Annotated in this window: 16 protein-coding genes; 5 read left to right on the top strand and 11 right to left on the bottom strand. The window is 69.1% G+C overall.

Translation table 11 applies throughout. From position 1 onward, the window contains the following. The first annotated feature begins 52 nt into the window (after positions 1-52). Together ACN9MM_RS29815 and ACN9MM_RS29810 are read left to right on the top strand one after the other, a co-directional pair. Entirely contained in the window at positions 53-1,267 is a 1,215-nt protein-coding gene (locus tag ACN9MM_RS29815; protein WP_382863367.1) for a thiolase family protein, read from the top strand. Then, positions 1,264-3,402: a 3-hydroxyacyl-CoA dehydrogenase NAD-binding domain-containing protein gene (locus tag ACN9MM_RS29810; protein ID WP_426366808.1), complete on the top strand. Its 2,139-nt coding sequence runs from the start codon at positions 1,264-1,266 to the stop codon at positions 3,400-3,402. Before ACN9MM_RS29815 ends, ACN9MM_RS29810 begins: the two co-directional genes overlap by 4 nt. A gap of 73 nt (positions 3,403-3,475) precedes the next feature. On the opposite strand, the gene ACN9MM_RS29805 is transcribed toward ACN9MM_RS29810, so the two are convergent. The 10 genes from ACN9MM_RS29805 to ngcE all read right to left on the bottom strand — a co-directional run bounded on the left by ACN9MM_RS29805 (position 3,476) and on the right by ngcE (position 16,767). Next, positions 3,476-4,555, bottom strand: coding sequence for a hypothetical protein (locus ACN9MM_RS29805; RefSeq protein WP_426366807.1), 1,080 nt, complete (start codon positions 4,553-4,555; stop codon positions 3,476-3,478). Between the two features lie 99 nt (positions 4,556-4,654). Beyond that, complete coding sequence (locus ACN9MM_RS29800) at positions 4,655-6,196, bottom strand: amino acid permease (RefSeq protein WP_426366806.1); 1,542 nt, start codon at positions 6,194-6,196, stop codon at positions 4,655-4,657. A 101-nt stretch (positions 6,197-6,297) separates the two neighbouring features. Further along, a complete protein-coding gene (gene dxs / locus ACN9MM_RS29795; RefSeq protein ID WP_426366805.1) occupies positions 6,298-8,217 on the bottom strand; it encodes a 1-deoxy-D-xylulose-5-phosphate synthase in 1,920 nt (639 codons plus the stop codon). Positions 8,218-8,427: 210 nt separating this feature from the next. After that, entirely contained in the window at positions 8,428-9,726 is a 1,299-nt protein-coding gene (locus ACN9MM_RS29790) for a sugar ABC transporter permease (RefSeq protein WP_426366804.1), read from the bottom strand. Beyond that, positions 9,723-10,511 carry an ATP-binding cassette domain-containing protein gene (locus ACN9MM_RS29785; RefSeq protein ID WP_015037000.1) on the bottom strand — a complete coding sequence of 263 codons (789 nt, stop codon included), beginning with the start codon at positions 10,509-10,511 and terminating at the stop codon, positions 9,723-9,725. The genes ACN9MM_RS29790 and ACN9MM_RS29785 overlap by 4 nt, the downstream gene beginning before the upstream one ends. Positions 10,512-10,789: 278 nt before the next feature. Then, positions 10,790-11,854, bottom strand: a complete 1,065-nt coding sequence (locus ACN9MM_RS29780) for a sugar ABC transporter substrate-binding protein (protein ID WP_426366803.1) — start codon at positions 11,852-11,854, stop codon at positions 10,790-10,792. Positions 11,855-11,976: 122 nt separating this feature from the next. After that, positions 11,977-13,188 carry an ROK family transcriptional regulator gene (locus tag ACN9MM_RS29775; protein WP_426366802.1) on the bottom strand — a complete coding sequence of 404 codons (1,212 nt, stop codon included), beginning with the start codon at positions 13,186-13,188 and terminating at the stop codon, positions 11,977-11,979. A gap of 162 nt (positions 13,189-13,350) precedes the next feature. After that, positions 13,351-14,289: a carbohydrate ABC transporter permease gene (locus ACN9MM_RS29770; RefSeq protein WP_426366801.1), complete on the bottom strand. Its 939-nt coding sequence runs from the start codon at positions 14,287-14,289 to the stop codon at positions 13,351-13,353. Further along, positions 14,289-15,218, bottom strand: coding sequence for a carbohydrate ABC transporter permease (locus ACN9MM_RS29765; protein ID WP_426366800.1), 930 nt, complete (start codon positions 15,216-15,218; stop codon positions 14,289-14,291). Before ACN9MM_RS29765 ends, ACN9MM_RS29770 begins: the two co-directional genes overlap by 1 nt. A gap of 106 nt (positions 15,219-15,324) precedes the next feature. Beyond that, positions 15,325-16,767 (bottom strand): N-acetylglucosamine/diacetylchitobiose ABC transporter substrate-binding protein, encoded by a 1,443-nt coding sequence (ngcE, locus tag ACN9MM_RS29760; RefSeq protein WP_426366799.1) that lies wholly within the window; start codon positions 16,765-16,767, stop codon positions 15,325-15,327. Positions 16,768-17,294: 527 nt separating this feature from the next. On the opposite strand from ngcE, the gene ACN9MM_RS29755 reads away from it, so the two are divergent. After that, complete coding sequence (locus tag ACN9MM_RS29755; protein ID WP_426366798.1) at positions 17,295-18,212, top strand: FG-GAP repeat domain-containing protein; 918 nt, start codon at positions 17,295-17,297, stop codon at positions 18,210-18,212. A gap of 96 nt (positions 18,213-18,308) precedes the next feature. Here the strand turns inward: ACN9MM_RS29755 and acnA are convergent, their stop codons facing one another. Then, positions 18,309-21,026 carry an aconitate hydratase AcnA gene (acnA, locus tag ACN9MM_RS29750; RefSeq protein ID WP_426366797.1) on the bottom strand — a complete coding sequence of 906 codons (2,718 nt, stop codon included), beginning with the start codon at positions 21,024-21,026 and terminating at the stop codon, positions 18,309-18,311. A 293-nt stretch (positions 21,027-21,319) separates the two neighbouring features. On the opposite strand from acnA, the gene ACN9MM_RS29745 reads away from it, so the two are divergent. Together ACN9MM_RS29745 and ACN9MM_RS29740 are read left to right on the top strand one after the other, a co-directional pair. Continuing rightward, the gene (locus ACN9MM_RS29745) at positions 21,320-21,679 is read left to right on the top strand and encodes a VOC family protein (protein ID WP_426366796.1); all 360 of its coding nucleotides are present in this window, start codon (positions 21,320-21,322) and stop codon (positions 21,677-21,679) included. 51 nt (positions 21,680-21,730) lie between these two features. Then, positions 21,731-23,260, top strand: coding sequence for a helix-turn-helix domain-containing protein (locus ACN9MM_RS29740; protein WP_382863328.1), 1,530 nt, complete (start codon positions 21,731-21,733; stop codon positions 23,258-23,260). Positions 23,261-23,350: the final 90 nt, after the last annotated feature.

The raw sequence follows: 23,350 nt of genomic DNA, 5'->3' as shown, positions 1-23,350 counted from the left end.
TAGGCGTGGGCCGCAGCAGCAGTGCCATCCCGCACCCTGGAGGAGAGCCATCGTGCCTCGTACCGTCAGGGACGTCGTCTTCGTCGACGGCGTCCGCACCCCGTTCGGCAAGGCGGGCCCGAAGGGCATCTACCACGAGACCCGCGCCGACGACCTCGTCGTCAAGGCCATCCGGGAGCTGCTGCGCCGCAACCCGGGCCTCGACCCCGCGAAGATCGACGAGGTCGCCATCGCCGCGACCACGCAGATCGGTGACCAGGGCCTCACCCTCGGCCGCACGGCGGGCATCCTCGCCGGCCTGCCGCAGTCGGTGCCGGGCTACTCAATCGACCGCATGTGCGCCGGTGCGCTCACGGCCGTGACGAGCGTCGCCGGTTCGATCGCGTTCGGCGCGTACGACGCCGTCATCGCCGGTGGCGTCGAGCACATGGGCCGTCACCCCATGGGCGAGGGCGTCGACCCGAACCCGCGCTTCGTGTCGGAGAAGCTCGTCGACGAGTCCGCCCTCTTCATGGGCATGACCGCCGAGAACCTGCACGACCGCTACCCGAGCATCACCAAGCAGCGCGCCGACGAGTACGCCGTGCGCTCGCAGGAGAAGGCCGCCAAGGCGTACGCCGACGGCAAGATCCAGCAGGACCTGGTGCCGGTCTCGGTGCGCCGCACCGACGCCTCCACCGGCGAGACCGGCTGGGGCCTGGTCACCGCCGACGAGCCGATGCGCCCGGGCACCACCCTGGAGTCGCTCGCCAACCTGAAGACGCCGTTCCGCGTCCACGGCAACGTCACCGCGGGCAACGCGGCCGGCCTCAACGACGGCGCCACCGCCTCGATCATCGCCTCCGAGGACTTCGCCCGGGAGCACGACCTCCCGGTCAAGATGCGCCTCGTCTCGTACGCCTTCGCCGGCGTCGAGCCCGAGGTCATGGGCTACGGCCCGATCCCGGCCACCGAGAAGGCCCTCGCGAAGGCCGGTCTGTCCATCGAGGACATCGACCTCTTCGAGATCAACGAGGCCTTCGCGGTCCAGGTCCTCGCGTTCCTGGAGCACTACGGCATCGCCGACGACGACGCCCGCGTGAACCAGTACGGCGGCGCGATCGCCTACGGTCACCCGCTCGCCTCCTCCGGCGTCCGTCTGATGACGCAGCTGGCCCGCCAGTTCGAGGAGAACCCGCAGGTCCGCTACGGCCTCAACACCATGTGCGTCGGCTTCGGCATGGGCGCGACGGTCATCTGGGAGAACCCCCACTGGGAGGGCAAGTGAGCACCACCGCCGAACTTCTGAAGGGCGCCGCCGAGCTCTTCCCGGACGAGGTCGTCACCAGCGCCCACGTACGGCACTTCGAACTGCCCGCGGGCGCGGGCCGGTTCGCGCTGATCACGCTGGACAACGGCTTCGACCACACCAAGCCGACCACCTTCGGCCCGCAGTCCCTCGCCAACCTGAACACGGCGATCGACCAGGTCGAGGCCGAGGCCGCGAACGGTGACATCGTCGGCGTCGGCATCACCGGCAAGCCGTTCATCTTCGCCGTCGGCGCCGACCTCAAGGGCGTCGAGCTCCTCAAGAAGCACGACGAGGCTCTCGCCATCGGCAAGGGCGGCCACGACGTCTTCAAGCGCCTCTCCGCGCTCGCCGTGCCGACCTTCGCGTACTACAACGGCGCGGCCATGGGCGGCGGCGTCGAGGTCGGTCTGCACTGCACCTACCGCACCGTGTCGAAGGCCCTGCCGGCCTTCTCGCTGCCCGAGGTCTTCCTCGGCCTGGTGCCCGGCTGGGGCGGCTGCGCGATCCTGCCGAACCTGATCGGCGCCGAGAAGGCCGTCTCGGTCATCATCGAGAACTCGCTGAACCAGAACCGCCAGCTCAAGGGCAAGCAGGTCTTCGAGCTCGGCATCGCCGACGCGCTGTTCGAGGGCGCCGACTTCCTGGAGCGGTCGCTCGTCTGGACCGCCGGTGTCCTCAACGGCTCCGTCGCCGTCGAGCGCCCCGAGGTCGACCGCGGCGAGGCCTGGGACCAGGCCGTCGCCAAGGGCCGCGCCATCGCCGACTCCAAGGTGCACGGCGCCGCCCCGGCCGCCTACCGCGCCCTCGACATCATCGAGGCCGCCAAGGACGGCGACCTGCAGAAGGGCTTCGACGCCGAGGACCAGGCCCTCGCGGACCTGATCATGGGCGGCGAGCTGCGCTCCGGCATCTACGCCTTCAACCTGGTGCAGAAGCGCGGCAAGCGCCCCGCCGGCGCCCCGGACAAGTCGCTGGCCCGCCCGGTCACCAAGGTCGGTGTCGTCGGCGCCGGTCTGATGGCCTCCCAGCTCGCCCTGCTCTTCCTGCGCCGCCTGGAGGTGCCGGTCGTCCTGACCGACATCGACCAGGAGCGCGTCGACAAGGGCGTGGGCTACGTCCACGCCGAGATCGAGAAGCTGCTCGGCAAGGGCCGGATCAACCAGGACAAGGCCAACCGTCTCAAGGGCCTGGTCTCCGGTGTCCTGGACAAGGCCGAGGGCTTCGCGGACGCGGACTTCATCATCGAGGCCGTGTTCGAGGAGATGTCCGTCAAGCAGAAGGTGTTCGCGGAGGTCGAGGCGGTCGCCCCGGCGCACGCGATCCTCGCCACCAACACCTCCTCGCTGTCCGTCTCGGAGATGGCCTCCAAGCTCCAGCACCCGGAGCGCGTGGTCGGCTTCCACTTCTTCAACCCGGTCGCGATCCTCCCGCTCCTGGAGATCGTCCGCGGCGAGAAGACGGACGACGCCTCCCTCGCCACCGCGTTCGGTGTCGCGAAGAAGCTGAAGAAGACCGCGGTCCTCACCAAGGACGCCCCGGCGTTCGTCGTGAACCGCATCCTGACCCGCTTCATGGGCGAGATCCAGAACGTCATCGACGAGGGCACCTCGGTCGAGACGGCCGAGAAGGCCATCGAGCCGCTCGGTCTGCCGATGTCCCCGCTGGTGCTCCTGGAGCTCGTCGGCCCGGCGATCGGTCTGCACGTCTCCGAGACCCTGAACCGCTCCTTCCCGGAGCGCTTCACCGTCTCGCCGAACCTCAAGCGCGTCGTCGAGGCCGGCAAGCGCGGCTTCTACGTCTACAAGCCGGAGAACGGCTTCAAGCCGGAGCTCGACCCCGAGGTCGCCGCCCTCCTCGTCCAGGGCGACTCCGTCCTGACCGAGGAGCAGGTCCGCGACCGCGTCCTGGACGCGGTGGCGCAGGAGATCGGCCTGATGCTGGAGGAGGGTGTCGTCGCCGAGGCGCAGGACATCGACCTCTGCCTGATCACCGGTGCGGGCTGGCCCTTCCACCTGGGCGGCATCACGCCGTACCTGGACCGTGAGGGCGTCTCCGAGCGCGTCAACGGCAAGCCCTTCCTGGCCCAGGGCGTCGCGAGCGTCCCGGCGTAACACCAGGGCGTCATGACAGACGGCCCCGGCACCTCGCACAGGTGCCGGGGCCGTTCCCGTTCCGCGGGCGGCGTCACCCTATGGAGCGCCAGCCTTCGAGCAGCAGCCCCTCGGCGCCCGCCTTCTGACGGGTGGTGACCGGCGTGCGCCCGTCGGCCACGGCCATCGCGACGAGACCGCCGTCGAGGCCGCGGGTGAGGACGGCGTCCAGGTTCCCCTGCCGCTCCCCCGTCTCCGACCAGCTCAGGCCCTCCGCCTCCTGCTCACTGGGGTACGCGGCGAGGGCGAGGCGGCCGTCGTCGGACTGCTGGGCGAGGACCGTGCAGTCGAAGCCGTCGATGAGGCAGCGGGTGACGGAGAGGCGTCCGGTGCCGACCGCCTTGCCGAGCGGGGTCGGCTCCAGCTCGCGCTCCGGCGACCAGGCGGTGACCTGGCCCTCCTGGTCGAGGTAGAAGAGCGTCACGTGCCCGGAGGGCCCGGTGACGGCCGCGAGGGTGCCCATGGTCACCGAGGCGGGAAGGAGCTCCTCGCGGACCGGCTTCGCGCCGGCCTCGCGCTGGACGTAGCGGACGAGGCCCTTGGCGTGCGAGCTGTACAGCTCGACGAGACCGGAGCCGTTGGTGACGGCGACCGGCGAGGGGTCCGTCTTCGACCCCATCAGGTCCCACCAGGGGTGCCAGCCGCCCTGGTCCTTCTGCGCGCGGACGCTGAGGCCGCCGCCGCCGTTCCGTACGAAGGCGTAGACGCGGCCCTGGGCGTCCACGGCGACGGCCGGGTTGCCCGTCCAGGGGCCCTTGCCGTTCGAGTGCCCCAGGGAGCGCCAGGCGGCCGCCGGGCGGCCCGTCTGGAACTGGACGGCGTGCACCAGCTCGACGTGTCCCTCGTCGCCGCCCGTCGGCCGCAGACCGACGAGGTGGACGTAGCGGTCGGCGCCCTGGCCGACGGCGAGGAACGGGGTCAGCCCGTCGCCGCCGAGGGAGACGGGGCCGCTCCAGCCGCCGCCGGGCTCCTCGGTCCAGCGCACCACCTCGCCGTCCCGGGGCAGGTAGGCGCTGAACCGGCCCTCCTCCCCTCTGGTCAGCCAGCCGCCCTGGAGCACGGGGGCGGCAGGGCCGTGGGTACGGTCGGTGGGGGCCTGGGATCGGTTCGCCATGAGGGGATCCAGCACTCCGGTCGTCGGGAGGAGTTCGGGTACGAACCGACTGTAGTCGCCCTCCCGGACGCTCTCCGCCGCGCCCGCGGCCTCACCCGGTCAGTACCGGGCCTCCCGGCCCTCGGCGGCCGCGCGGCCGAGCCGGCTGTGACTGCGCCCGTACAGGAAGTACACGACGAAGCCGATCACCATCCAGACGGCGAACCGGAACCAGGTCTCGCCCGGCAGGTTGAGCATGAGCCAGACCGAGGCGGCGATGGAGAGGATCGGCAGCACCGGCACCCAGGGGGTGCGGAAGGCGCGCGGCAGGTCGGGGCGGGTGCGGCGGAGCACCATGACGCCGACGGCGACGACGACGAAGGCGAAGAGGGTGCCGATGTTCACCAGGGTCGCGAGTTCGTTGATGCTGGTGAAGCCTGCGACGATGGCGATGATCACGCCGAGCAGGATCGTCGGCCGGTACGGGGTCTTGTACCGGGGGTGCGTGACGGAGAAGAAGCGCGGCAGCAGGCCGTCGCGGCTCATCGCGAAGAAGACGCGGGTCTGGCCGAGCAGCAGGATCAGACAGACCGTGGTGAGGCCGACGGCGGCGCCGAAGCTGATCACGCCCGCGTAGAACGGGTGGCCGGCCGCCTTGAAGGCGTCGGCGAGCGGGGCGCTCACGGACAGCTCGGTGTAGTGCTGCATGCCCGTGACGACGAGGGCGACCGCCACGTACAGCACGGTGCAGATGAGGAGCGAGCCGAGGATGCCCCGGGGCATGTCCCGCTGCGGCAGCTTGGTCTCCTCGGCGGCGGTGGCCACCACGTCGAATCCGATGAAGGCGAAGAAGACGACGGAGGCGGCGGTGAAGATGCCCATGACGCCGAAGTTCGTCGGCTCGTAGCCGAAGATCAGCTGGACCATCGGGGAGTCCCAGCCGGAGGTGCCACCGGGCGGGGAGACGGCCGGCGGGATGAAGGGCTTGTAGTTGTCGCCGACGATGAAGAACAGACCGGCGATGATCACGATCATCACGACGGTGACCTTGATCGCGACGACGACCGCCGTGATCCGGGCGGAGAGCTTCATGCCGAGGACGAGGACCACGGTCAGGACGAGGACGAGCAGGAAGGCCAGGATGTCGAAGGTGCCGCCCGGGATGTCCGGTCCTTCGAGCGAGGCGGGCAGGTGCCAGCCGATGTTGTCCATCAGGGATCTGACGTACCCGGACCAGCCGACGGCGACCACCGCCGTACCGAGGGCGAACTCCAGGACCAGGTCCCAGCCGATGATCCAGGCCGGAAGCTCGCCGATCGAGGCGTACGCGAAGGTGTACGCCGATCCCGCCACCGGCACCGTCGAGGCGAACTCGGCGTAGCACAGGGCGGCCAGGGCGCAGACGATGCCCGCGGCGACGAAGGCGAGCGCGGTGGCCGGCCCGGCGTTCTCCTTGGCGACCTTGCCCGTGAGGACGAAGATGCCGGTGCCGATGATGACGCCGACGCCGAACACCGTCAGATCCCAGGCCGACAAGGACTTCCGGAGCGCGTGCTCGGGCTCCTCCGTGTCGCGGATCGACTGCTCGACCGACTTGGTCCGGAACAATCCGTTTCTGGCGCGTGGCTGCTGATCCGTACTCACGTCGCACCTCCCTGCCATGGGGCTGCCCGCCCTGGGGACAGAATGCACGCGAAAGGGCCGGTCGGCACTCCGAAGAGTGAGCCGACCGGCCCAAGGGTGACGCCGGGTGACGGTTTCCGTCAGTCGCGGGCGGGCTCCACGGCCTGGGCGCTGCTCTCGAAGCGTCCGTCGAGGCGCGAGACCAGACCGGTGACCTGGCGGGCGATGTCCGGGGCGGTCAGCCCGATCTCGGCGAGGACCTCGCCGCGGGACGCGTGGTCGAGGAAGCGCGGCGGGATGCCGAAGTCACGCAGCGGCACGTCCACGCCTGCGTCGCGCAGCGCCTGGGCGACGGCGGAGCCGACACCGCCGACGCGGCTGTTGTCCTCGACGGTGACCACGACCCGGTGGCGCTCGGCGAGCGGGGCGAGGGCCTCGTCGACGGGCTTGACCCAGCGGGGGTCCACGACGGTGGTGGAGATGCCCTGCCGGTCGAGGAGGTCGGCGATCTCCAGGCACATGGGGGCCAGGGCGCCCACGGAGACCAGGAGGACGTCCGGCCGCTCCGAGCCGGCCTCGCGGAGCACGTCCATGCCGCCGACGCGGCGGAGCGCCGGGACGGCCGGGCCGACGGCGCCCTTGGAGAAGCGGACGACGGTCGGGGCGTCGGTGACCTCGACGGCCTCGCGCAGCTGGGCGCGGACCTGGTCGGCGTCGCGCGGGGCGGCGAGCCGCAGGCCGGGCACGACCTGGAGGATCGACATGTCCCACATGCCGTTGTGCGAGGCGCCGTCGGTGCCGGTGACGCCCGCCCGGTCCAGGACGAAGGTGACGCCGCACTTGTGCAGGGCCACGTCCATCAGGACCTGGTCGAAGGCGCGGTTGAGGAAGGTCGCGTACACGGCGAAGACCGGGTGGAGGCCGCCGGTGGCGAGGCCGGCCGCGGAGACGGCCGCGTGCTGCTCGGCGATGCCGACGTCGAAGACCCGCTCGGGGAAGGCCTTGGCGAACTTGTCGAGGCCGACGGGCTGGAGCATGGCCGCGGTGATGGCGACGATGTCCGCGCGCTCCTTGCCGAGCGCGACCATCTCCTCGGCGAAGACGCCGGTCCAGTCGGCGCCGGAGGAGGCGATGGGCAGGCCGGTGTCGGGGTGGATCTTGCCGACGGCGTGGAAGCGGTCGGCCTCGTCCTGGAGGGCGGGCTGGTAGCCGCGGCCCTTCTCGGTGAGGCAGTGCACGATCACGGGGCCGCCGAAGCGCTTGGCGCGCGTCAGGGCGGACTCCAGGGCCTCGATGTCGTGGCCGTCGATGGGGCCGACGTACTTGAGGCCGAGGTCCTCGAACATGCCCTGCGGGGCGATGAAGTCCTTGAGGCCCTTCTTGGCGCCGTGCAGGGTCTCGTAGAGCGGCTTCCCGACGACCGGGGTGCGCTCCAGGATGTCCTTGCCGCGGGCGAGGAAGCGCTCGTAGCCGTCGGTGGTGCGCAGGGTGGCCAGGTGGTTGGCGAGGCCGCCGATGGTGGGCGCGTAGGAGCGCTCGTTGTCGTTGACGACGATGACGAGGGGGCGGTCCTTGGCGGCGGCGATGTTGTTCAGCGCCTCCCAGGCCATGCCTCCGGTGAGGGCTCCGTCACCGATGACCGCGACGACGTGGTCGTCCTTCTTCAGGACCTCGTTCGCCTTGGCGAGGCCGTCGGCCCAGCCGAGGACGGTGGAGGCGTGCGAGTTCTCGATGACGTCGTGCTCGGACTCGGCCTGCGAGGGGTAGCCGGAGAGGCCGCCCTTCATCTTGAGCTTCGAGAAGTCCTGGCGCCCGGTGAGGAGCTTGTGGACGTAGCTCTGGTGGCCGGTGTCCCAGAGGACCTTGTCCTTCGGGGAGTCGAACACCCGGTGCAGGGCGATGGTCAGCTCGACCACACCGAGGTTGGGGCCGAGGTGCCCGCCGGTCTTGGAGACGGCGTCCACGAGGAACGTCCTGATCTCGTCGGCCAGCTGGTCCAGCTGTTCCGGGGAGAGCCGGTCCAGATCTCGCGGTCCCCTGATACGGGTCAGCAGAGCCACCCGTTCCTCCTTGCTTTGAGCTGGTCGAGCTTGCCGATTTGTCGAGTCTAATGTTCCGTCTTGGATCGTGGGCATCGGGCCGGGGGGTCAGGCGTCACCCTCATGGCCGACAAGCCGCTGATCTGTACGGCTCTGTACGCGCGCGTGCACTGCTCCGGACGCGCGGGAGCCCGGCACCGGTTTCCCGGTGCCGGGCTGTTGTGACGGGTGTTACGCGCGACCCGCGGTCTTCTGCGTGCGGCGGGAGACCGAGTCGATGATCACAGCGATGAGCAGGACCGCTCCGGTGATCATGTACTGGATGGCGTTCGAGGACAGGTTCATCTGGTTGAGGCCCTGGACGATCGACTGGATGACCAGGATGCCCAGCAGCGCCGACCAGACCTTGCCGCGTCCGCCGAACAGGGACGTTCCGCCGATGACCGCGGCGGCGATGCACATCATCAGCTGGTTGCCGCCGCCCAGGGAGCGGTCGGCGCCGCCCGTCGCGGAGGCGAGGAAGAGACCGCCGATGGCGCCCATCGTGCCGGAGATCATGAAGACCGAGATCCGGATCCACGACACGTTGATGCCGGCGCGGCGGGCGGCCTCGATGCCGCCGCCGACCGCGAAGACCTGGCGGCCGTACGTGGTGCGGCGCAGGACGAAGTCGGTGGCGAGGAGGATCACCAGGAAGATCACCAGGGAGAGCGGCAGGCCCTGCTCCTGGTTGAAGCCGTACGCGGCGACGAGGACCAGGACCGCGAGGACGGCGGTGCGCAGGATGATCTCGCTCTGCGGGCGGTGCGGCAGCTCGGCGGCCTTGCGGCGGCGGGAGTCGCGCAGCTGGGCGAGGTAGAAGGCGGCGACGACGACCACGGCGAGGCCGTATGCGGCGGCGACGTCGGAGAAGTAGTACTTGGTGAGGTCGCCGACGAAGCTGCCGATCGGGGTGGGGATGGTCGACCGGTCGCCCATGACCCAGGTCTGCAGACCGGCCCAGCCGAGGAAGCCGGCGAGGGTGACGACGAACGCGGGCACGCCGATCTTGGCGAACACCAGGCCGTGGAAGGCGCCGATCAGGGTGCCGGACAGGATGCCGAGGAGGATGGCGAGGGAGTCCGGCATGTCGGTGCCGAGCACGCCCCAGACGGAGCCGGCCAGACCCGCGACGGAGCCCACGGCGAGGTCGATCTCGCCGAGCAGCAGGACGAAGACGATGCCGACGGCCATGATGCCGGGGCCGACCGCGTACAGCGTGATCTGGTCGAGGTTGTACGAGGTGATGAAGTTGCCGGTGAGGGCCTGGAAGACGATGCCGATGACGATCAGGCCGACGACGACGGGCAGCGAGCCGATCTCACCCGAGCGGATCTTGCGCTTGAACTCGTCGACGTATCCCTTGAAGCCCTGCTCGCGGACGAGGAGGCGGGGGTCGACAGCGGGCACCGCGGCGGCGGCCGGGGCCGCCTCCTCGCCCGCCCGCGGCTCGGGCACGGTGTCCTCGGAGGTGCTGGGGGTGGTGCTCACTTCGCTACCTCCGCGTTGCGGGCCTGGCGGCGGGTCACGGCGTTGTCCGTGGCTCCGGTGATCGCGGCGATGATCTCTTCGTGCGTGGTGGTGGCCACCGGGAACGTGCCGTTGTTGCGGCCCAGGCGGAGCACGGCCACGGTGTCGGCGACGGCCTTCACATCGGCCATGTTGTGGCTGATGAGGATGACGCCGAGGCCCTGCTCGCGCAGGCGCTCGACCAGGTCGAGGACCTGTGCGGTCTGCTCGACGCCGAGCGCGGCGGTGGGCTCGTCCAGGATCACGATCTTGGGGTCGCCGACCAGGGCGCGGGCGATGGCGACGACCTGCCGCTGGCCGCCGGAGAGGGCGGCGACGGGGATGCGGACGCTGGGGATGCGGATGGAGAGCGTGGAGAGCAGGTCCTTGGCCCGCTTCTCCATGGCGACCTCGTCGAGGACGCCGCCCTTCTTGATCTCGCGGCCGAGGAACAGGTTGGCGACGACGTCGAGGTTGTCGCAGAGCGCGAGGTCCTGGTAGACGGTCGCGACTCCGAGGTTCTGGGAGTCGTGCGGGCGCTGGATCTCGACGCGCTCGCCCTCCCACTCGATGACGCCCTCGTCGATGGGGTGCACGCCGGCGATCGTCTTGACCAGCGTGGACTTTCCCGCTCCGTTGTCGCCGACGAGCGCGACGACCTCTCCTGCGTGGACTTCGAGATCGACACCGGAGAGGACCTGAACCGCTCCGAACCGCTTGAAGATCCCGCGCAACGCCAACACGGGCGTCTGGGACACGTGAACCAACTCCTTCGCCGCCCGGGAGGGGTCGACGGCATGTCGCGCCGCCGGTGCGGCGCCGAAGTTTCGAGGGGGGCTGGGCTCGTCCGGCCCCCGGACCGACAGCGGGGTCTGGGTCGGCCGGGGGCCGGACGGGCTTGGGGGACGGATCCGGTGGCCGTGGGCCGCCCTTGTTACCAGGGGTCTTCACCCTGTGTACGCGGGCGGCGGCGCCTCTGACCGGCGCGGCCGGGCCGGGATCCGTGGGCGCGGGACCGTGGAGGTCCCGCGAGGTGGGGCCGGGGTTACTTGATGCCCAGCTCGGTGCACTTGGCGGCGAGGTCCGCGGTGCAGAGGTCGGCGGCCTTGTAGATGCCGTCCTTGACGACCGTGGACTGGATGTTGGTCTTGTCGACCACGACCGGGGCGAAGAGCGTGGAGGGCACGCCGTCGGTCTCGCCCTGGGCGCCGAGGTCCTTGCCCTTGAGCAGGTTCACCGCGAACTTGGCGGCCTCGGGGGCCAGCTGGAGCGGCGACTTGTAGATCGTGAAGGTCTGGCTGCCCGCGATGATCCGCTGGACGCCCGCGACCTCGGCGTCCTGGCCGCCCACCGGGATGCCCTTGACGCCGGCGTTCTCGAGGGAGGTGATGATGCCGCCGGCCATGCCGTCGTTCGCGGAGTAGACGGCGCCGATCTTGTCCTTGCCGACCGAGGAGATCGCGGCGGACATCTTCTCGCCCGCGACCTTCGGGTCCCACTCGCCGGAGGCCTCGTAGGCGATCTTGCCGACCTTGCCGTCGAGGGCGGTGTGGGCGCCCTTCTTGAACAGCGCGGCGTTCGGGTCCTTCTCGTCACCGTTGATCATCACGACGTTGGCCGAGGCGGCCTTCGTGCCGAGCGCGGTCAGCAGGGCCTGGCCCTGGAGCTCGCCGACCTTGTTGTTGTCGTGGCTGACGTAGGCGTCGGCGCCCGGGACGGCACGGTCGTACGCGACGACCTTGACGCCCTTGGCCTTCGCGTCCTTGACCCAGCCCTCGGCCTTGGCGGCGTCGACCGGGTCGAGCGCGATGACCTTGACGCCGTCGGCGATCAGCTGGTCGAACTGCTGCTTCTGCTTCACGACGTCGGAGACCGCGTTGTTGTACACGATCTCGCAGTCGGAACAGGCGGCCTTGACGGCCTTCTCGAACTGCGGCTTGTCCAGCGCCTCGTAGCGCGAGGTCTTGTTCTCCGGCAGGAGCAGACCGATCTTGGTCGAGCTGCCCTTGTCTCCGCTGTCGTCGCCGCCCGCCTTGCCGCAGGCGGCGAGCGAGAGGGCCATCGAGACCGCGGCCGTGGCTATGACGGCGCGGCGCGTCACTGCGTTCATGTGGGGTTGCCTCCCTGACGAGGCCGCGACGTTGCGGCCGAGGTGGCACGAAGTCAACTCGGCTGCAACGTTGACGTCAAGAAGTAAATTCTTAACGAGATGACAACGACGGTGTTCGTTATCTAAGTGAAGGCAAGACGGGAGACCGGCGCCGCCGCGGGCAGCGCACTCTCCAACAGGGTCGAATCGCCCATTTCACTCAGCACGAGGGCAAGGGCGCCGAGCACCTCGGCACGCCCTCCGAGGGCCCCCTGGGCCAGCGAGAGCTGGCGGGCGGCGCTGGGGATCGCGTACCGCGAGACGGAGTCCCTGATGGGCGCGAGGACCAGCTCACCGGCCTCGGCGAGGTCACCGCCGAGCACCACCCGGCTGGGGTTGAGGAGGTTGCAGAGGTTGGCGACGCCGCTGCCGATGTGCCGGCCGACGTCGGCGATCACCCGGCGGCAGCCGGGGTCCCCCTCGCGGGCCAGCTGGACGACCCGCTCCATGGTCAGGTCGGGGCCGTGGCTCGGCTGGAGCAGCGGCAGCACGTACCGCGCGGCGGTGAAGGTCTCCAGGCAGCCCCGGTTGCCGCAGCGGCAGACCGGTCCCGACTCGTCCAGGGTGATGTGCCCGATCTCGCCCGCGGTGCCGCCGGGGCCCCGGTAGACCCGCCCGTCGATGACGAGCCCGGCGCCGACGCCGCTGGCCACCTTGATGTAGGCGAGGTCCTTGACGCCCCGGCCGCTGCCCCAGACGAGCTCGCCGAGCGCGCCGAGGTTGGCGTCGTTGTCGACGTGCACGGGGACGCCGAGGCGGCCGGAGAGTTCGTCCGCGGGGTTGATCCCGCTCCAGCCCGGCAGGATCGACGTCGATCCGAGGGTCCCGGAGGAGACGTCGATCGGGCCGGGCACGCCGAGACCCACGCCGATCACCTTGTCGGGGCCGATGCCGGTGGCCCGGATCAGCCGCTTGACCAGCCGCTCGGCCCGGTCGAAGCCCTCCGCGGAGGAGGCGTCCACGTCGAGCGGCTCGGCCTCCTCGGCGAGCACCTGGTGGGCGAGGTTGCCGACGGCGACCCTCAGGTGCGTGTGGCCGAAGTCCACGCCGATCACGATGCCGGCGTCGCCGGAGAGCGAGACGCTGCGGGCCCGGCGGCCGCCCGCGGAGGTCGGCGTGACCTCGACGGTGCCGCCTTCCTTCAACTCCCGCACGATGTTGGAGACCGTGGCGGCGGAGAGGCCCGTCGCCCGGGCGATCTCCGCCTGGGTCAGCGATCCGGCCATGCGCACAGCCCGGACGACCCGTTCGAGATTGGCCCTGTGCAGAGACGTCTGCGACCCCGGAGTCTCCATCGACTCACTCACTCCCACCGTTTTCTCCAACATGTGAACTCTAAGGGGACGCTTTCGGCTTGGTCCCCGTCAAGACCTTGAGTGTCGGACGGTGAGTGTCACACGACGTGACGGGGCCCCCGGCGCGGGTGCGCCGGGGGCCCCTGGGGCTGCGTCAGCGGGTCACTTCACGGCGCCGGCGGTCAGTCCGGCCACCACCTGCCGCTGGAAGATGATGTACGCGGCGAGGACCGGGAGCATCGCCATCACGAGGCCGGCGAAGAGGCCGGACCAGTCACCCTTGTAGCCCTGGCTGACGGCGAGCTGGACGAGGCCCTGCGAGAGCACCTTCTTCTCCGGCTCGGTGTTGAGCACGGTCGGCAGCAGGTACTGGTTCCACTGCCCGAGGAAGTTGAAGATGCCGACGCTGATCAGGCCCGGCTTCGCCATCGGCAGCATCACCTGGAAGAAGGTCCGGGTGTGCGAGGCGCCGTCCACGAAGGCCGCTTCCGCCACCGAGGTCGGCAGGGTGCGGAAGAAGGCCGTGAGGAAGAAGACGGTGAACGGCAGCGAGTACGCGATGTAGACCAGGATCAGGCCGTGCAGCGTGTTGAGCAGGGCCATGTTCTGCAGGACGTAGAACAGCGGCACGAGCGCCAGGATGATCGGGAAGCTCATCCCTCCGATGAAGAGGAAGTAGATGAAGCGGTTGCCCGGGAAGTCGAAGCGGGCCAGCACGTAGGCCGCCATCGAGCCGAAGAGGAGCGTGCCGAGGAGCGAGCCGCCGACCACCAGGAGGGTGTTCAGGAAGTAGTCGCTCATGTGCGCCTCGGTCCAGGCGCGCGACCAGTTCTCGAAGTGCAGCTTGTCGGGCAGCGCCCACGGCGAGGTGAAGATCGCCTTGTCGTTCTTGAAGGAGGTCATGACCGCCCACAGCAGCGGCATGACGACCATGATCGCCCAGATGACCAGGACGCCGTGCGAGAAGACGTTGAGGGTCGCGCCCTCGGCCTTGGCGGTCCGGCGCGGGGCGGACGCCGCCGTCTTCGTGACCGTGGGGCCGGGGCCGGCCGGGGAGTCCGGGGTCTCGACGCCGGTGGTGGCAGTGTCGGTCGTCTTCATCAGAACTCCAGCCGCTCGCGCCGGCCCAGCTTCATCACCACGGCCGCGAAGGCGAGCGTGACGAAGAGGAGCGCGACACCGATGGTCGTTGCGTAGGCGGCCTGACCGTCCCGGAACGCCTTCTGGTACACGTACAGCGGAAGGACGATGGTGGAGAAGTCCGGCCCGCCGCCGTTGGGGCCGACGGTCATGATCTGCACGACGGCGAAGGACTCCGCGCCGAGCGCGAGGATGCCCATGTAGATCCAGCCCGACTGCACGGTGTCCCAGAGCAGCGGCATGGTGATCTTGAAGAAGGTGGTGAAGCGGTTCGCGCCGTCGAGCAGGGCCGCCTCGTAGAAGTCCCTCGGAATGGACGCCATGCCGGCCGAGAAGAGGACGACGAAGAATCCGACGGTGGACCAGACGAGGACCGCCATCACGCAGAGGAGGGCGAGGTCCGGATCGCCGAGCCAGTCCGGCTGGATGCTGCCGAGACCGACGCCCTTCAATACGGAATTGATGGCTCCGCTGTTCGGGTTGTACGCGAACTGGAAGAGCAGCGCGACGATCGCGATCGACAGCACCTGCGGGAAGAAATAGACGATCTTGTAGAACGAGGAACCCCGCACGCCCGCGATCGCCGCGCCCTTGCGGCGCCGACCGCCGACATTCAGCATGAAGGCGAAGAAAAGTGCGAGCCCCACGGTCACCAGCGGTAGCACAAGCGCGAAGATCAGACTGTGCTGGAGCGATTTCCAGAAGATCTCGTCGTCCAGCATGCGGCTGTAGTTGTCGAATCCGACCATCCCGAATTCGGGACTCAGCCCGGTCCAGTCCGTGAACGAGTAGTAGATGGCCTGGATGAACGGCCAGATCACGAACAGCGCATACAGCGCGAGGGGGGCCACAAGGAACCCCACGATGAAACGGTACTTGCCGTGTTGCATTTCCTACCGACCCCGATCTTTCCTGCGCCAAGCGCGCCGCCGGTGCCACGCGCGAAGGAGCCGGGGCCCGCTCCCGGTCGGCGGGAAGGGGCCCCGGCACTGTGCGTCAGTGCTTGTAGTGCTTGATGCTCGAGTCCTTGGCGGCCTCGTCGGCGTACTTCTGGATCTTCTTGATCGTCTCGGCCGGGGTCGCGCGGCCCGCCATCATCTCGCCGAGGCCGGCGACGCCGATCTTCTCCTTCTGGAGGGCGACGTACCAGTCCTGGAGGCGCGGGTTGACGACGTTCTGGCCCGCCTTCTCCAGGGCGGCGACACCGGACTTGAGGCCCGGGGTCAGCTCGATGCCGTCGGTGCCGCCGTTGAAGGCGGTGAGGGACTTCACGGACTGGGTGAAGTTCTTGGAGGAGGCCTCGCTGAGCATGATGCGCAGCTGCTCCAGGCCGCCCTCCGGGTTCTTCGCCTTCGCCGGGACGATGAAGGGCTCACCGCCGGAGGCCCAGATGGTGCCGAAGGGCATCTTGTCGGAGGAGTCGATGCCGGTCGGGGCGGAGACCGCCAGGTCGAAGTCGGCCGGCATGGTCTTCGCGGCCTCGTTCTCGACCCAGGAGCCGTTCGGGATGAACAGCGCCTTGCCCTCGGTCCAGGCGGTCTGCGACTGGATGTGGTCGAGGCCGGGGGTGCCCTTGAGGATGTACCCCTTCTTGACCAGCTCGTAGTACGCCTCGAAACACGCCTTGACCGCGGGGTGCTCCCAGGCCTTCGGCTCCAGGTTGTCGATCGCGTCGAGGACCTCGCGGCCGCCGACCTTGCCGATCATCGGGTAGAGCGAGAAGGGGACGTAGTACGGGTACTTGCCGGCGTACGTCCAGCCCGCGATGCCCTTCTTCTTGGCCTTCTCGCAGACGGCCAGCATCTCGTCCCAGGTCTCGGGGTACTTGGCGTCGAGGGAGTCGAGCAGCTTCTGCGAGTACCAGACGCCGTAGACCGTGTACGCGTAGTACATGATCCACACCGGGTCGCCCTCGAACTGGCCCATCTCGACGATGCCGGGCCGCAGGGTGTCGCGGACCTTCTTGCTCGGGTCGTCGATGGACGGCGCGTCCAGGAGCGGGGTGAGGTCCGCCAGCTGCTTCTGGCCGACGAGGACACCCATGTCCATCTGCTCGGCGCCGGAGTTGTCGATGAGGTCCGGCGGGGTGCCGCCGTTGAACCGGGGCTGCAGCGTGGTGGTGATCTTCTGGGTCGGCGTGAACTTGACCGCCGCCTTCGGGTAATTGGTCTCGTAGACCTTGATCGCGTCCTTGGCGTACTGCTGTCCGAATCCGCCGTCGAAGAGGACGAACTCCATCGGGGCCGACTCATTCACCCCGAGCGGGTTCTTGTCGGACTTCGTGCCCTTTTCGACCTTCTCGTTGCCACCGTCACCGCTGCTCGCACAGGCGGACAGGAAGCTCATCGTCGGTACGGAGATCAGACCGATAGCGGCGGAACGCTTGATCAGATCGCGACGGCCGAGGCCCTCACCGTTGTGTGCGGAGGTGGATCCCATGCTCAAGTCCTCGCCTTCATTCAGGACTCAGGCGGTGTACCGGTCGCCCGTTTCTCACTCGCCACAGGCGAAGGGCCCCGCCACCGCGGTCATTTGCAGCCGGGTCGTGCATGCGTCGGGCCGTCGTCGCATTGCTCCGACTGGCTGGACGCCGACAGGTATAGTCCACTTCCCTTCACGGGAGCAAGATCGAAACCAGGTTTGCACGCCCATCTTTCCCGAGTTGAGACCTCCGGGATAAGCACGCTGGTTCTGCGGCGTTTCGTCCAACCATTCGCCACGCAACACCCTTGACAGGACGTCAACGCGACCCCATCGCACGGGCGCGCCGCGGAGGCGCGCGACAGTTGCGGGAAAGAAGACACAAAGGGGACAAATGCTCGACATCGAAACAGTTGTGTCACAAACCAGTTGCCCGGTGAAGATCTCGTGAGAAGGATCCTGGATCATAGAGATCCCGCCGCCCCTGCCTCCGGCACGAGCGCGCGGTGGGACCTGCCATATTCCGAACGGATCTGGAGTACTACGTGGCCAACTCTTCTGGCCTGAACCGCACGGGCATCCTGTCCCGTGTCACGGTCGCCGCGATCACGGCCGCCCTCGTCGGCACCACGACGGTCGCCGTCGCCGCCGACGCCCCGCAGACGCGGACCGCGACCGCCGTCACGAAGCCCGCGTCGAACGCGAGCGCCTTCGCGGCCTCCTCCACCACCGACGCCCAGGTGAACGCCCTCTACGGCGTCGACAGCGGCGGCTACCTCTACGGCTACCCGCCGAGCGGCCAGGGTGGCCTGGACTCCCGCATCTACTCCGGCTCCGGCTGGCGGAACGCGAAGTTCATCACCCAGGTCGACAACAACAACGACGGCTCCTCGGACGGCGTCTGGGACGTCACCGCCGGCCGTCTGTCGTACCTGAAGTTCGGCTCCGCCCCGGTCTCGATCGGCACCGGCTGGAGCATCTACAACAAGGTCCTGTCCGCGGGCCAGCTGGGCGGCGGCACCGCCGACGACCTGCTCGCCCGTGACAGCTACGGCGTGCTGTGGCTGTACCTGGGCTACGGCAACGGCAAGCTCACCACCCGCTACCGGGTCGGCACGGGCTGGGGCGCCTACAACCAGATCGCCGGCAAGGGCGACCTGAGCGGCGACGGCAAGGACGACATCGTCGCCCGCGACGGCAGCGGCAACCTGTGGCTGTACCGCGGCACCGGCGACTACAAGAAGCCGTTCGCCGGCCGCACCAAGATCGGCGGCGGCTGGGGCGCCTTCAACAACCTGGTCTCGGTCGGTGACATCGACATCGACGGCATCTCGGACCTGATCGCCCGCGACGGCGCCGGTGCCCTGTGGCTGTACAAGGGCACCGCGAACGGCAACACGCCGTTCAAGCCGAAGGTGAAGATCGGCACCAGCGGCTGGAACTCCTACCGCCTCCTGTTCTGATCCCGCCCCCCGTCGTGAGACGGGGCGTGTGACGAACGAAAGGGCCCCGCTCCTCTTCCGAGGAGCGGGGCCCTTTGCCGTCTACCGGATCCGGTGTCAGCCGCGGATCAGGTTGCGGAGCACGTACTGCATGATGCCGCCGTTGCGGTAGTAGTCCGCCTCACCGGGGGTGTCGATGCGGACGACCGCGTCGAACTCGACACCGGTGTCGGTGGTGACCTTGACCGTGCTCGGCGTGGTGCCCTCGTTCAGCTCCGTGACGCCCGCGATGGAGAAGGTCTCCTCGCCGGTCAGGCCGAGCGAGTCGGCCGACTGGCCGGCCGGGAACTGGAGCGGGAGGACGCCCATGCCGATGAGGTTCGAGCGGTGGATGCGCTCGTACGACTCGGTGATGACGGCCTTGACGCCGAGGAGCGCGGTGCCCTTGGCGGCCCAGTCGCGGGACGAGCCGGAGCCGTACTCCTTGCCGCCCAGGATGACCAGCGGGGTGCCGGCGGCCTGGTAGTTCTGCGAGGCGTCGTAGATGAACGACACCGGTCCGCCCTCGACGGTGAAGTCGCGGGTGAAGCCGCCCTCGGTGCCCGGCGCGATCTGGTTGCGCAGGCGGATGTTGGCGAAGGTGCCGCGGATCATGACCTCGTGGTTGCCTCGGCGCGAGCCGTAGGAGTTGAAGTCACGACGCTCCACACCGTGCTCGGTGAGGTACTTGCCGGCCGGGGTGTCGGCCTTGATCGCACCGGCCGGGGAGATGTGGTCGGTGGTGACCGAGTCGCCCAGCTTGGCCAGGACGCGGGCGCCCGTGATGTCGGTGACCGGGGAGGTCTCCATCGTCATGCCCTCGAAGTACGGGGGCTTCCGGACGTAGGTGGACTCGGCGTCCCACTCGAACGTGTTGCCGGTCGGGATCTCCAGCGCCTGCCACTGGGCGTCGCCCGCGAAGACGTCCTGGTAGGACTTGTTGAACATGTCCTCGCCGATGGCGTTGGCGACGACGTCGTTGACCTCGGCCTCCGACGGCCAGATGTCGGCCAGGTAGACGGGCTTGCCGTCCTGGTCGACGCCGAGGGCGTCCTTGGTGATGTCCACCTTCATGGAGCCCGCGATGGCGTACGCGACGACCAGCGGCGGGGAGGCCAGGTAGTTCATCTTGACGTCGGGGTTGATGCGACCCTCGAAGTTGCGGTTGCCCGAGAGCACCGAGGTCACGGCCAGGTCGTGCTCGTTGACGGCCTTGGAGACCTCCTCCGGCAGCGGGCCGGAGTTGCCGATGCAGGTGGTGCAGCCGTAGCCGACGAGGTTGAAGCCGACCTTGTCGAGGTACGGGGTGAGACCCGCCTTGTCGAAGTAGTCGGTGACGACCTTCGAGCCCGGGGCGAGGGTGGTCTTGACCCACGGCTTGCGGGTCAGGCCCTTCTCGACGGCCTTCTTCGCGACGAGCGCGGCGGCGACCATCACGTACGGGTTCGACGTGTTGGTGCAGGAGGTGATCGCGGCGACGGTGACGGCGCCGTGGTCGATCTCGTAGGTCGAGCCGTCGGGGGCGGTCACCTGGACCGGCTTCGACGGAGCGCCGTTGGGGTGGTTCGCCGGGGCGTCGGAGGCCGGGAAGGACTCCTTGCCCGCCTCGTCGACCTCGTCGACGTAGTTGCGGACGTCCTGGGCGAACTGCGCGGCGGCGTTCGCGAGGACGATGCGGTCCTGCGGGCGCTTCGGGCCGGCGATCGACGGGACGACCGTGGAGAGGTCGAGCTCCAGCTTCTCGGAGAAGTCGGGCTCGGCGGCCGGGTCGAGCCAGAGGCCCTGCTCCTTGGCGTACGCCTCGACGAGCGCGACCTGCTGCTCGGAGCGGCCGGTGAGCTTGAGGTAGTTCAGGGTCTCGCCGTCGATCGGGAAGACCGCGGCGGTGGAGCCGAACTCCGGCGACATGTTGCCGATGGTGGCGCGGTTCGCGAGGGAGGTGGCGGCGACGCCCTCACCGTAGAACTCGACGAACTTGCCGACGACACCGTGCTTGCGCAGCATCTCGGTGATGGTCAGCACCAGGTCGGTGGCGGTGGTGCCGGCCGGCAGCTCGCCGGTCAGCTTGAAGCCGACGACGCGCGGGATGAGCATGGAGACCGGCTGGCCGAGCATCGCGGCCTCGGCCTCGATGCCGCCGACGCCCCAGCCGAGCACACCGAGGCCGTTGACCATGGTGGTGTGGGAGTCGGTGCCGACGAGCGTGTCGGGGTACGCCTGGCCGTTGCGGACCATGACGGTGCGGGCCAGGTGCTCGATGTTCACCTGGTGGACGATGCCGGTGCCCGGCGGGACGACCTTGAAGTCGTCGAACGCGGTCTGGCCCCAGCGCAGGAACTGGTAGCGCTCCTTGTTGCGGCCGTACTCCAGCTCGACGTTCTGCGCGAAGGCGTCGTTCGTGCCGAACTTGTCGGCGATGACGGAGTGGTCGATGACCATCTCGGCCGGGGACAGCGGGTTGATCTTCGCCGGGTCGCCGCCGAGCGCGGCGACGGCCTCACGCATGGTGGCGAGGTCGACGACGCAGGGCACACCGGTGAAGTCCTGCATGATCACGCGGGCGGGCGTGAACTGGATCTCCTGGCTCGGCTGCGCCTGCGAGTCCCAGTTGCCGAGGGCCCGGATGTGGTCGGCGGTGATGTTCGCGCCGTCCTCGGTACGGAGCAGGTTCTCCAGGAGGACCTTCAGGCTGTAAGGGAGGCGCGCGGAGCCCTCGACCTTGTCCAGCTTGAAGATCTCGTACGACTCGTCGCCCACGCGCAGCGTGCTGCGGGCGTCGAAGCTGTTCGCCGACACGACAGTCTCCTTCATATATGTGCGCGTTTCACCACATCCTGCCGCCACGTACACGTCGCGGATCCGCTAAGGTAAGGCTAAGTTAGGTAACCCTTACCGGGGTGGCGGCAGCGGTGCGCCTCGGCAGATATCTCGATGTCGAGATAACTCTAGTACATCACCGCCGCGCGGTCATGCCTGGCATGGCGCGGATCAAGTGATCCGCGCCCCGCCCGCCCCGCCTACCCGCCCCGGGCCGCCCCGAACGGACGCCCCCGATTGCCGCACCGGGCCCCCCGGCCGACGATCGAGCCATGTTCAGCGGCGCGCATGTGATCCTCTACTCCCGGGACGCGGAGGCCGACCGGGCCTTCCTCAAGGACGTCGTCGGCTTCGAGCACGTGGACGCCGGACACGGCTGGCTCATCTTCAAACTGCCACCGGCCGAGATCGCGGTGCACCCGACGACGCACGAGCCGAGGTCCGAGGTGTACCTCATGTGCGACGACCTCGCCCAGACACTGACAACCCTGGACAAGAGGGGCGCCCAGATCTCACGGGCCATCACCGAGGAGCGCTGGGGCCTGCTTGCCGCCGTACGGCTGCCGAGCGGCACCGAACTCCCCCTGTACGAACCGCATCACCCGACCGCGCTCGGCGGCGACTCACCCTGACGGCCTACCCCGATGACACGTCACATCTCATATCTGAGATAACGTGACGCCATGGCAGACGACTACCTCGTACGCATCGGCAAGCTCATCCGTGACGCCCGGCAGCACCGCGGCTGGACGCAGACGCAGCTCGCCGAAGCGCTGGCCACGAGCCAGAGCGCCGTCAACCGGATCGAGCGCGGCAACCAGAACATCAGCCTTGAGATGATCGCCCGGATCGGCGAGGCCCTCGACAGCGAGATCGTCTCACTCGGCTACTCCGGCCCCATGCACCTCCGGGTCGTCGGCCGCCGGCGCCTCTCCGGCGCCATCGACGTCAAGACGAGCAAGAACGCCTGTGTCGCGCTGCTCTGCGCCTCGCTCCTCAACAAGGGCCGCACGGTCCTGCGCCGGGTCGCCCGCATCGAGGAGGTCTTCCGGCTCCTGGAGGTCCTGGGCTCCATCGGCGTCCGCACCCGCTGGATCAACGACGGAGTGGACCTGGAGATCGTGCCGCCGGCCGAGCTCGACATGGAGTCCATCGACGCCGAGGCCGCGATCCGCACCCGCTCCATCATCATGTTCCTCGGCCCGCTGCTCCACCGCATGGACCGCTTCAAGCTGCCGTACGCCGGCGGCTGCGACCTCGGTACGCGCACGATCGAGCCGCACATGATCGCGCTGCGCCGCTTCGGCCTGGAGGTCACGGCCACCGAGGGCATCTACCACGCCCAGGTCGAGAGCTCCGTCTCCCCCGACCGCCCGATCGTCCTGACCGAGCGCGGGGACACGGTCACCGAGAACGCGCTGCTCGCCGCCGCCCGGCACGACGGCGTGACCGTCATCCGCAACGCCTCCTCCAACTACATGGTCCAGGACCTGTGCTTCTTCCTGGAGGCCCTCGGCGTCCGGGTCGACGGCATCGGCACCACCACCCTGACCGTGCACGGCGTGCCGCAGATCGACGTGGACGTCGACTACTCCCCCTCCGAGGACCCGGTCGAGGCGATGAGCCTGGTCGCGGCCGCGGTGGTGACGGAGTCGGAACTGACGATCCGCCGGGTCCCGATCGAGTTCATGGAGATCGAGCTCGCGGTCCTGGAGGAGATGGGCCTCGACCACGACCGCTCGGCGGAATACGCCGCGGACAACGGCCGTACGCGCCTGGTCGACCTGACGGTCCGCCCCTCCAAGCTGGAGGCGCCGATCGACAAGATCCACCCGATGCCGTTCCCCGGCCTGAACATCGACAACGTCCCGTTCTTCGCGGCGATCGCGGCGACGGCCCAGGGCAAGACCCTCATCCACGACTGGGTCTACGACAACCGCGCCATCTACCTCACCGACCTCAACCGCCTCGGCGGCCGCCTCCAGCTCCTCGACCCCCACCGCGTCCTGGTGGAGGGCCCGACCCGCTGGCGCGCCGCCGAGATGATGTGCCCGCCGGCCCTGCGCCCGGCGGTCGTCGTCCTCCTCGCGATGATGGCGGCCGAGGGCACGTCGGTCCTCCGGAACGTGTACGTCATCAACCGGGGTTACGAGGACCTGGCGGAACGCCTGAACTCGATCGGCGCCCAGATCGAGATCTTCCGGGACATCTGAGACCCCGGCGCACGAGACCGACCGGCGCGCGTCCCGGGGGTTCGTCCCTCCGGGGCGGGTGCGCGGGTCTCGATCCGGGTAATTGGGGGT

The organism is Streptomyces sp. E-08 (assembly GCF_049913095.1).
In the GTDB taxonomy this organism is placed as follows: domain Bacteria; phylum Actinomycetota; class Actinomycetes; order Streptomycetales; family Streptomycetaceae; genus Streptomyces.
This window is presented reverse-complemented; position numbering and strand designations above follow the sequence as displayed.